The sequence below is a fragment of the Flavobacterium sp. genome (assembly GCF_044360715.1).
GTDB lineage: Bacteria > Bacteroidota > Bacteroidia > Flavobacteriales > Flavobacteriaceae > Flavobacterium.
This window is the reverse complement of sequence record NZ_JBIKJY010000037.1, coordinates 1-11864: the sequence shown is the minus strand read 5'-3', so window position 1 is coordinate 11864 and position 11864 is coordinate 1. Positions and strand designations below refer to the sequence as shown.

Genomic DNA, 11864 nt, shown 5'->3' with positions numbered 1-11864 from the left:
CTTTTGTTCCTCCATTTTTGAAAACGGCATCTTTAATAGTTACCACTTCATGATGCCATTTTTTGTCCCCTTTTCCGGTTACTGTCATTGCTGTTTTCATGGATTTGGTTCCTGCATCGTAATCAAGTTTCCATTTAGAACCTTCAATGGCATCATACCAAACCACAGTTATCGACATTACTTTAGGTTTATTATCTTGAGAAAAACCTTCGTGAAGTTTGAAGTATAGTGCATCTTTTTCCGTTGCGTGTTCAAATCCTCTTGCAAACCTTGAATAAATAGAAGAGGTAGCTGTAATAGGTCCGCCAACTCGCCACAAAGGAATTGAAGTTTCATCTGGTTCAATTTGATACAATAATCGGGAGTAATTATCGGCCCAAATTTCCCAACCTGCATCATTGAAACCGACTTGGTCACCTCGTTGCTTCACTTGTCCCATTTTGAGGGCATTTTTATCATCGTTTGCTGCTCCATACTTAGCATATTCGGCAGTGATTTTTTCCATACGATCAATATTTCCGTGCGATGCTTTACCAAACTTGTCTTCAGGATAGGTATTTGTATCAGCTGCATTCAAACCTTTATGCAAAGCACAAAAAGCATTGGTTGCTGTCTCAGGGTGTATTTGCCCGGCATACTTATTGAAAAAATAGAAAGAATAATCAAATCCTTGTTCCTTGCTAGCCTTCAAAGCGCCGCTTGTAACATCCCAAACACTTTGACCCGCATTTAAGGCATTAATTGCTCCCCAGTAAAAGTTGAGTTGAACATTTAGTTGATACCAAGGACGCGTCCAGGTTTGGTCCATCTCAGAACGACGAAAAAGCGTAACCCCTTTTGGGTCAACTAGATAGGGCAAAAACGTGTTTACTGCATCAATTTCTCCACTTAAATGATGTCCTCTCGAAAGTGCTCCATTTTTGATTCCAAAACCATCTTTAAGGTTTTTAATGGCCCAATCCCATTCTTGAACAAAATTATTTTTACCGTTATTGCTTTCTGGTTCTAGATTGTTCAGAAGCATACTAATATTCAATCCTGATTGTTTACCAAACAATTTATCATGCAAGGCAAAGGTTTCAAGACGGAATTCTCTCCATTTTTCACTTTTTACTGGTAAAGAATAATTTTTATCTATAGGCTCCCCTTTATAAGCACACTCATCTCCAGTACATCCTGTTTTAACTTGAATAAATGAAATAGCACTTATTTTCTCTTTAGAAAAGCTGCTAATATGTTTAGCTACTTCTGTCAGAAAACGGTGATAATATTTTTTATATTCTGGAGATAGATAATAAGGATAATGATCAAACGCCCCGGGTTTTTTGGTAGCGCTTGTAATTACTTTTGGCACTCCTTTTTCATAAACCCATTCAGGTGTTTTAGGCCCTGCTGCAAAAGAAATGTATAGCGATATTTTTTCTTTATAGGCTCTTTCAACAGCATTGTCTAATATAGACCAATCATATATTCCTGGTGTTTTTTCAACTTCATCCCAGGTAAAATCGCAGGATGTTCCTTTTAAAAACGGATACTCTCTTATATTCATTGCTTCGCCACGATCCCAAACACCAAAAGAGCTAGATTTTGGACCTACCTGACTTATTACCATGTTAGAGAAAGCAATTACTGCTAAAATGACAATTTTTCTTTTTCTATAAATGCTTTTTAAACTATATTTATTCATAATTAAAAATTTATTATTTATTATTTAGACTGTTAAATTTAATATTGGTTTAAAATATAAAAACAACATTTTATATTTAATTGATATCGTTAAAGTTATATTTATTACTTGTATTTGAATTTTTTTGGGCTTTCCCAGTCCATTCTGTTTTTTGTAAAAATTTTCCACCAAGCTGTTAATTTTCATCTTTTTTTATAGTGCAATTATTTTATTAGCTTCTCTTATACCACTTAAATATGCTCCGTGTACAGTGCCTCGATAGTTTCTTTCGGTATGCTCGCCTGCAAAAAATAATTTATTATTAATTTCTGAAGCCATTGTGTCGAAATCGGCACTTGTAGTTCCATTTGTTGCAAAAGAATATGCACCGAAAGTATTGATGTTCTGCCCCCATTTTGTTCGTAACATATTTGTCGGATTGGGGATACTATTTCCATAAATGGTTTTCAGTTGTGCCATCACTTCATTAATTATTTGGGTATCGCTCATAGTTTCTGTAAGAGTTGCGTAATCGCCAAAAGCAAATGTCATTAAGCCATTGGTTGTTGGTAAAAACTTCATCATATTCATCAAATAATTGAACTTGCCTTTTGTTTCTGGCGTATAGCCGATGTATTGTATATTCGTATCCCAAAACGGTTTTTTCCAAGTAAATAAAAACTTGTTTACATTACCCATTTGGATGTTTTGAATAGCTGATAATTTTGATGCTGGCAAAATTGGTTTAAAGGCAATGCTATTTTTTTTCAAAACGCCCAATGGCACACTTACAATTACATAATCTGCTTCAATTGAATTACCGTTTACATTCACCAATGATTTTGTTTCATTATAATTTATTTCTGTAACGCTACTGTTCAATCTAATATCCAAACCTTGCCCTAAAAAATCCGCCACTTTATCGTAGCCATTGATAACAATTACATCTTTTCCCGAAAACGCTTCATCATCATAAAAATGTTTTGAAGATAATTTTGAAATATCGCCACCTGTATCAAATTCCAAATAAGCAGAAAGCATATATTTCCATAGCCTATTGTTGGCTTGTGTTGGATATAATGAGTTAAAAATAGTTTGAAAACTCTGTTGTTTTGTTCCTGCACTTCTAACTGCTTTTAGGGCGTTTTCAAATTGGGTATATTGGCTATCAAGAAAAGTGTCGGAATAAGTCGTTCCGTTGTTGTCAAAAACGGCATGATTATCGTCATCTGTTAGGTAGGTATTTGCCCCTGCTTGCGAAGCTAATTTTGTTATTGGGTTCCCATTTGGTCCATGTATCCAACTAGCACCTTCGTCAAAAGCAATCCCCATACTTCTGTCTGTTCTGAGTCGTCCTCCAATTTTTTCTTGCGCTTCCAACACAATTACAGTAAAACCTTTATCTTTTAATTTTTTTGCAGCTGCAAGTCCTGATATTCCTGCCCCAATTATAAGGACGGTTTTCCCATTTGGATTTGTAATGTCATCCTCTTTGCTATAAGAAGCAAATAAATTGGGTGCAAGTAAAACCAGTGGGATGGTTTTTAAAGTGTCTAAAACAAATTTTCTTCTTTCCATAAATTTTTATTTCATAAACTCAATTATTTTAAATCAACAAGTTTGGCTCTCAAACATACATTCATAAATGCGGCGGATGTCCATTGTTGAGATCTTGAACCTGAAATTAATCCGGAAGGCAAGGGTACTTTTTCAATATTGCTTTTTTTAAATTAGTGTAGTAGGTACAAATAAATACATTATAAACCACTTTCGGTTGTTCAAAAAGTCGCATACACTTGGTTTTTTTGTTTCAAACAAAGAAATTGATTCTGACTATATATTCTTTAATTGGTCTCTTCAAAATTTTTAATTATTTCTTTCAGTATCGAAGTTAAGCCCACTATTTTAAAGCGGAACGCCTTACCAATGAGTTCGAAATATCCTTTATCAATCTCATTTTAAATTCATTGATCCTAAAACAAGATTAAAACAATTAATCAATTTTAGTCTGTGATTTATCAATTATTGATACTTTTTTACATTATAAATGAAACTTTTTTATACAAATCTAGTTTAGATTGTTAATTAAATTTACAAAATAGTAACATAGAAAAATTAAACGAAAAATAATTATTATGAAAAAACGATTACTCAACACAAAAAGACTAACGCAATTTGTTTTAAGTCTTTGTTTGATTTTGGTGAGCGCTAACACAAGTTGGGGGCAACAAGTTATTGGCTCCTTTCCGTATATGGATGGAGGATTTGAAGGGCAAACTGGAACTCTCGGTAGTTCAGTTACAGCTGGTTCTTGGATAAGGCAAGCTACAACAAATGGAGCCTCTACCATTAATACAACTGGGGCTAGAACTGGTGCTAAATTTGCAAATACTACTTACACGGTGATTACGGGTAATAGTAGGATTTTGCAATCCCCTAACTCGCCTTCTACCACCCCTACGGATTGGCCTAATGTTACCACCGCATCAGCTTATACTGTTCAGTTTTGGATAAAAAATTCAACTGGAGCGTCAATTCCAGTAGGAGTGGGCTCAACAGGTGGTAATTACATAAGTCCAACGATAGCAACAAATAGCGGAACTTGGACAATGTATACCCAAACAGTTACTGCGGTATCTACATCTCAAACAACATCCTATGCTGGAGTCAGAATACAAAATGCAACAGCTAATTTTGATATTGACGATTTTGTCGTTTATTTAGGAGCTGCAGATAACACTCCTCCTGCTGCAGCCACTGCCGCAGCTACACCAGTAAACGGTACAACTGTAAGTTGGACGGCTGCATCAGGTGGAGTTGATGGCGGAGGATATATGGTGGTTAGTTATGCGACAAATCCTAATTTTGACCAAGATCCTAATCAAAATGGTATTTATGCCAAAAATCTTTCCATAACAAATGGAACAAATGGAGTGTCTAATCCAGGAACGGTTGTATATATAGGAACTGGGACTTCTTTTACCGATGATGTTACCGGATCGTCGTCCGGTACCAATTATTATAAAATATATACGGTAGATAAAGCATTCAATTATTCTGCGGAACTTATAGCTACTGCGGTGGTTTCTTCTACACCAGCTATTACTTCGTCAGCAGAAACTTTGACCGGATTCAATTATACGGGAACCGGTCCATCTGCTTCGCAATCGTTTGTGGTTTCAGGTTCTAATTTAACGAATAATTTAGTGGTAAGTACTGCATTGACAGATTTTGAGTTGTCAGCAGATAATTTTGCAACTGCTGGGGCGTCAAGCATTAGTTTGCCATCACCTACAGTTGCTAGTACAACCATTTTTGTTCGATTAAAAGCGAACTTGACAGGTGGTGTTAAAACCGCAACTGTGACCATAGCTTCAACAGGAGCTAATACTTTGCCTACTCTTTCTCTTTCAGGAAGTGCGACAAATGTATTTTATTACAGTGGTACAGGATCGTTATCTGCTGCAACAAGTTGGGGTGCAAATTCAAACGGAACGGGTTCAAATCCAAGCGACGTGACGGCAGATTATACAAATTTTGTGATTGCTAATGGTAATGCAACCACTGCTGCTTCTTGGACATTGGGTTCAAATTCTAAAGTAATTGTAGGAAATGGTTCCGCAGTTACTTTGACAGTTGCCGATACTTTCCCGATAACAGGAACACTCGATGCAGCGGCTAATGGTTCTGTGGTTTGGCAACATGTATTGAGCTCTCCTACTTTTGGTACATTAGACAATGCTTCTGAGGTGCATTTCGCACCGGCAGTTGCGGCCAGTTATTCTTTTGGTGCAACTACCGCTTATGGTAAATTATTTATCGATGGAGCTGGGGAGGTTTCAGTTTCTAATACAGCAAGTACACCTACTGTTAAAACAGCACTTACTGTAGCATTAGGGTCAACTTTGTCTTTTACCTCTAATGCCAACCCAACAATCTCTGTTAATTCAGAGGCTACTGCCACTATAATCGGAACAGTTACTACAAAAAAGGCAAATGGTCTTTTTGCCAGTAATGGAAGTATACCATTAAATACTGCAGCAACCTTAGTTCTTGGAGCTACAAGTACCATAGAATTTGATAGACCTGATTCTCCACAAACCGTTACAGGTTTGCCTTCATTAGTTAGCTATGCTAACCTTACTTTAAGTGGTTTAAATAGCAATAAGTCATTATCAGGAAATATTACGGTTACAGGTGTATTTAGGGTAAATGGAACAGGAACTTCATCATTTACTACTGGAGACAATAATCTTACTCTTGGTTCCAATGCCTCTGCAGAGTTTGGTCCACAGGCAGTATTAAATATTACAGGTGGCACAACCAATTTTAATAACCGAGCAGTAACACTTCAATCTTCTGTTAACGGAACAGCTCGAATAGGAACCATAACAGGAAATATAATAGGAGCAACCAACGTTACCGTAGAGCGCTACATTCCAGCCAAACGTGCGTGGAGAGCTTTGACTGCTCCTGTAAGTACAACAGGTTCCATTTATACCAATTGGCAAGAAGGGGGAACTGGAAATGGAGTAAATGGTTTTGATATTTGGATGCCAGGAGGTAGTAATGGTTTAACTGCAGGTGGTTCAAGCAATTCTCTTTTAGAGTATAATTCAGCAGATAATGCTTGGACTGGAATTACTGCTACTAATGGTTCGAGTTCCATGATGAATGATGACAAAAACAAACCTTTTATGGCATTTGTAACTGGACCTTATGGTACAGGAAATATTACAAGTAATTCTGCAGCAACAACTTTAAGAGCTACTGGTTCTTTAATTATTGGACAACAAACATACACAACAGTTGCAAATAAATACACTTTCATTGGAAACCCGTATGCGAGTCCGTTAGATCCTGCTTTGTTGTTAGCAGATTCTGATAATGCTGCTTTTGGCGGTAATATTTGGGTTTGGGATGCCAATGCTACAGGGTTAAACGCAGTAGGTACCTATAATTTATTCAATTCAGGAACTTACACCAACCTTACCTCTAATCCCGTTGTTACTTCTGGCACTCTAATCCAATCCGGTCAAGCCTTTTTTGTGAAATCTACTGCAGGAGGAACTTTTACAATTAAAGAAGCTCATAAAGGTTCTACGTTTAGTAATGCGGTATTTAGAAGTGGGACGCCACCTGAATTACTTCGTGTGGGTCTTTACAAACAAATCAATAACGAATGGTCGGGTCGTGATGGCGCTATGACGGTTATTTTATCGGATGCAAATGCCAATCAAACACCAAACAAAATGGCAAACGGAACAGAGAATGTTGCGTTTACTAAAAACGGTTTGCTGTTTGCAAGCAATCACCACTTGCCATTAGTAGCAAATGATGTATTGAATGTAAAAGTTTGGAATACTACTGCTGGAGCTAATTATAAATTGAAAATTAATACCGAAGCGTTTACCGCTACTAATTTAAGTGCTTCACTAGAAGATTTATTTACCAATGCTACAACGCCACTTACCCTTGATGGTTCAGCGGTAGAATATCCGTTCACTGTAACCAACGATGCATTAAGTACCGGCGATCGATTTAGAATAGTATTCCAAAATGCTGTTTTAGGAACTATTAATCCTACTGCAACTAGTTTCAGCATTTTTCCTAATCCAGTAATCGGAGATTCTTTCCAGGTGAATTTAGGAAAGTTAGCAAAAGGAACGTACTCTTACTCTATTTGCAATACCATCGGTCAGGAAGTAGCAAAAGGAACCCTAAACAATGCTACTCAAAACACTAATTATGAAGTGAAAATGACTTCTGCAGCTACTGGAATCTATATTATGAAAATTAATGGAAGTGATAACTCGGTATTTACCGCTAAAATAATTAAAAAATAAGAATTATGAAGACCATTATAAAAACACTCGTATTATACTTTTTATTATTTAGCAATACTTTCATTTTTGCTCAAGCGCCCTTTGACCCAGGGCAAGACCCCGGGGCAGTACCAATAAATGATTATATAATTCCGATGTTATTGATAGGGATTGTAATTGGTTATCGATTACTAAAACAAAAAAAAACTAATAGCAAAATAAGCTAATTGTCATTTCATTTAAAACCACGCCTTTAGCGTGGTTTTTGTTTTAGACAAATTGATAATGGACTTACTGTTGAATTACTTTACTAGAGGAAAATAGCAGTTTAAGCAATACAAAAACTACAATATTATTTCGTGTTAATCAATTAATTAGAAACACATCGAAAACCTAAATGTTCCATTGAAGAATCCGCAGAACTTTTCATTCTTGCCGACACACGATAACCGCTACAATAGGATTCATTACATAAAAATGATCCGCCTCTCATCACTCTCTTTTCAACCAAGGGTTCATCGGGATCATAACTTTTTGTAGGTCCTATTGGGTTTATTGTCACTTTGACTTTCTTGAACGAATCGTAATACAAATTGTTGTATTTATCGGCACACCATTCCCAAACATTTCCAGACATATCATACAATCCATAATCATTTGCTGGAAATGATTTTACTGGTGCTGATCCAATAAACCCATCGCTAACTTCATTTTTATAGGGAAAATTTCCTTGAAAATAGTTGCAATGAAATTTACCTTCATCTACTTTTTTATTTCCCCAAGTATATACATTTTTTGACAATCCTCCTCTAGCAGCAAATTCCCATTCGGCTTCAGTTGGCAAACGTTTTCCTGCCCATTTACAATACGCATTTGCATCGTCCCAGCTAATATGAACAACAGGATAATTATCTTTTCCGTCGATAGTACTGTCTTTTCCTTGGGGATGTTTCCAATTGGCTCCATGTGACCAATTCCACCATTGGCTGTAATCTTGAAGACTCACCTCGCCGCTAGTTGGTACAAAAACCAAAGAGGCAGCTTTAAGTGTTTCAGCATCTGGTTTTGGAGTGTCTGAAGGCAATTGTTTTTTTAATTCGTCCCAATCAATATCTTTTTCAGCGGTAGTAACATAACCTGTGGCGGAAACAAATTTGGCAAACTGTGCATTGGTAACTTCGGTAATGTCCATAAAAAAACCATTTAATTTTACTTGGTGCTTAGGGAATTCATCCTGACGCGCTTGGTCATTATCTCCTCCCATACTAAAAATACCACCCGGAATCCAAACCATGCCTTCGTGAGTTTTGTTGTCTATAATTTTCAACGAATTTTCAACGTTTGTATTTGAAGAATTAATCACTAACCTATTTGGAATTGCTGTTGTACAACATGTTTTTTTTGTAGTTGTTTTTTTTGGAACTACTTTCTTATTTGATTTTTGTTGTGCTACACAAACATTTACTGTTATTATTAAATTTAACCACAGAAAAATGATCAAAAAATTATTTTTCATAATATTATTATTATTTGAAGAGCTAAATTAATTTAAAATATTATTATTTATCCTGACTTTAGCAAAGAAATAATTATTTTAGCTTTTAAATCCTTTGCTGCATACTTTTCGCTTTGTTTTAGATTCTATTGCACTACTTACGGAATTATTATTTAAATAAAATTCAATGTTTTTGAATTCATTTTAAGAAACGAAATATAAAAAATACCAGGTTCTACCAGAAAATAGTATACAAGGCAACCAAGATACCAGTTACTAATAAACTACCGGCTAAAAACCCACTATTTACTTTAAACATTGAGGAATCTATTTCTAATCCTTTAGATTTTATCCCTCGTTTTTGGTCAAATAAACTAATAACGATCATTACAGCTACACAGATTACAAATACAAATCCCATACGGTCAATGAATGGAATTTCATACAAACTTTTTCCATTCTCTTGAGGTACTAATACAGCGAAACCTGTTGAATTTAAAAATTCTAAATTCATCCAATTGGGTAAAAACTTAAATACAACTGACAATATGAAACCTCCAATGGTTGCAAACATGGCAGCATTTGAACTTGTTTTTTTCCAGAAGAATCCTAAAATAAACATGGCGAAAACCCCAGGACTAACAAATCCAGTGTATTCTTGAATAAATTCGAATCCCCCTTTTTTATCAATTCCTAGGTGTGGTGCAATAACTACCGCTAACATCATGGCTATAAAAACAGCCCATTTCCCAACTTGCACCATTTTCTGTTCACTACAATCTACATCAATTTTTTTCTTGTAAATATCCAATGTAAAAATGGTAGCAATACTATTTACTTTTCCTGCCAATGAGGCAACAACCGCAGCGGTTAATGCGGCAAACGATAAACCTTTTAACCCAACTGGCAATAAGTTTAACAATACAGGGTAGGATCTATCTGGATTTAGAACGCCATCAGGGCCTAGTAATTCTGTTTGCAAACCACCTTTTGTATAAATTACATAAGCAGCAATACCAGGTAAAACAACAATAACAGGCATTAATAATTTTAAGAAAGCAGCGAATAGAATTCCAGTTCTAGCTGTTTTTAAATCTGCACCTAAAGCTCTTTGTGTTATATATTGATTACAACCCCAATAATTCAAGTTTACAATCCACATACCTCCCAATAAAACGGTAAGTCCTGGCAAACTTGGGAAATTTGAACTATCTTTTTTAAATATCATGTGGAAATGGTCGCCAGATTGATTCAACATATAATTGAATCCGTTTACCATTCCATGTTGTCCATTTAATTCTGCTACTTTATCTAATGCTAAATAAGTAGTTACTAAACCTCCAAAAATTAGGAAAACCACTTGAATGACATCGGTATAACCGATAACTTTCATACCTCCTAAAGAAATAATAATAGCAAAGAATGCCAAACCATACATGCACAAATCAAGATTAATACCTGAAATTCCGTTAATTGCTAATGCCCCAAGGTATAGGATAGAAGTTAAATTAACAATTACATACAACAACAACCAAAAAACAGCCATAATCATAGCAATATCCCCGTTATACCTTTGATTAAGGAACTGCGGCATTGTATATATCTTATTTTTTAGGTAAACAGGAATAAAAAATACGGCTACAATAATTAACGTCAATGCAGACATCCATTCGTAGCTTGCAATAGCCAATCCCATTTTAAATCCATTGCCCGACATAGCAATAAATTGCTCAGACGAAATGTTGGAAGCAATTAAGGAAGTTCCAATAGCCCACCAAGTTAACGATCCTTCAGCCAAGAAGTAATCATGCGAAGCAGAGTTTTTGGCTGTTTGTTTTCGTTTGTAAATCCAATAGCCATATCCAGCTACTATAAAAAAGTAAACTAGAAAGACCATGTAGTCTGCAAATTGTAATGTATTCATAATTTTGTTTTTTAGGTTAATTAAATTAATAGTGTAAAATATTTTAATCTATTTTGATTTTTAAGATGCTATTGAAAGTTATTTCTTCCTAACTCTCTGTTCCCATTTCCAAGCGCTTTCCATTGCCTGATCCAAAGACGATGCTGTTTTCCAGCCCAAGACAGTATTCGCTTTGTCTGTACTGGCATAAGCCATAGTAACATCTCCTTCTCTTCTGTCAACAATTTTATATGGAAATGGTTTTCCGCTTACTTTTTCAAAGCTCGCTATCACTTCAAGAACAGAACTACCAACTCCAGTACCCAAGTTGAAAATTTCAACTTTATCTTCATTTTTATTTTCTAAAAGACGTTCTAAAGCCACTACGTGTGCCTTTGCCAAATCGACTACGTGAATATAATCTCGAATACAAGTTCCATCAACAGTTGGATAATCGTTTCCATACACCATTAATTCCTTCCGCAACCCAATACCTGTCTGTGTAATGAATGGAACCAAATTCTGTGGAACACCAATTGGTAATTCTCCAATTTCAGCAGATGGGTGCGAACCAATTGGATTAAAATATCGCAATAAAACAGCATTGATAGTACTCACTTTTGCAACGTCAGTTATAATTTCTTCACCAATTTGTTTGGTATTTCCATAAGGAGACATTGCGGGTTTGATAGGTGCATTTTCATCAATAGGCATTTCATCCGCCTGACCATAAACCGTACAGGAAGAACTGAAAATAAAGTGGGCTTCTGTTTTTTCTTGTAATTCTTGTAATAAATAAATCAGAGAAGCAATATTGTTTTCATAGTATAGCAATGGATTTTTAACGCTTTCACCTACAGCTTTTGAAGCTGCAAAGTGAATCACACTGCTCACATCATTGTGTTTTTTAAAAAAAGCTTGTACCGATGCTTTTTCCCTTAAATCTAATTTTTCAAATTGGGGTTCTTTACCAGT

6 protein-coding genes are annotated in these 11864 nt (G+C 35.6%); 1 reads left to right on the top strand and 5 read right to left on the bottom strand.

What is annotated here, in order from left to right:
- The coding region (locus ACIQ16_RS09800; protein WP_396151062.1) for a beta-galactosidase at window positions 1-1687 on the bottom strand (1687 nt) is incomplete at its 3' end.
- 192 nt (window positions 1688-1879) lie between these two features.
- A complete protein-coding gene (locus ACIQ16_RS09795) occupies window positions 1880-3244 on the bottom strand; it encodes a flavin monoamine oxidase family protein (protein WP_396151060.1) in 1365 nt (454 codons plus the stop codon).
- A 557-nt stretch (window positions 3245-3801) separates the two neighbouring features.
- Here ACIQ16_RS09795 and ACIQ16_RS09790 point away from each other — a divergent pair.
- Window positions 3802-7512, top strand: coding sequence for a beta strand repeat-containing protein (locus ACIQ16_RS09790; protein WP_396151058.1), 3711 nt, complete (start codon window positions 3802-3804; stop codon window positions 7510-7512).
- 349 nt (window positions 7513-7861) lie between these two features.
- Here the strand turns inward: ACIQ16_RS09790 and ACIQ16_RS09785 are convergent, their stop codons facing one another.
- The 3 genes from ACIQ16_RS09785 to galE form a co-directional block, all read right to left on the bottom strand.
- A complete protein-coding gene (locus tag ACIQ16_RS09785; protein ID WP_396151056.1) occupies window positions 7862-9007 on the bottom strand; it encodes a formylglycine-generating enzyme family protein in 1146 nt (381 codons plus the stop codon).
- A 214-nt stretch (window positions 9008-9221) separates the two neighbouring features.
- Window positions 9222-10910, bottom strand: coding sequence for a sodium/sugar symporter (locus ACIQ16_RS09780; RefSeq protein WP_396151054.1), 1689 nt, complete (start codon window positions 10908-10910; stop codon window positions 9222-9224).
- A gap of 78 nt (window positions 10911-10988) precedes the next feature.
- The coding region (galE, locus tag ACIQ16_RS09775) for a UDP-glucose 4-epimerase GalE (protein WP_396151052.1) at window positions 10989-11864 on the bottom strand (876 nt) is incomplete at its 5' end.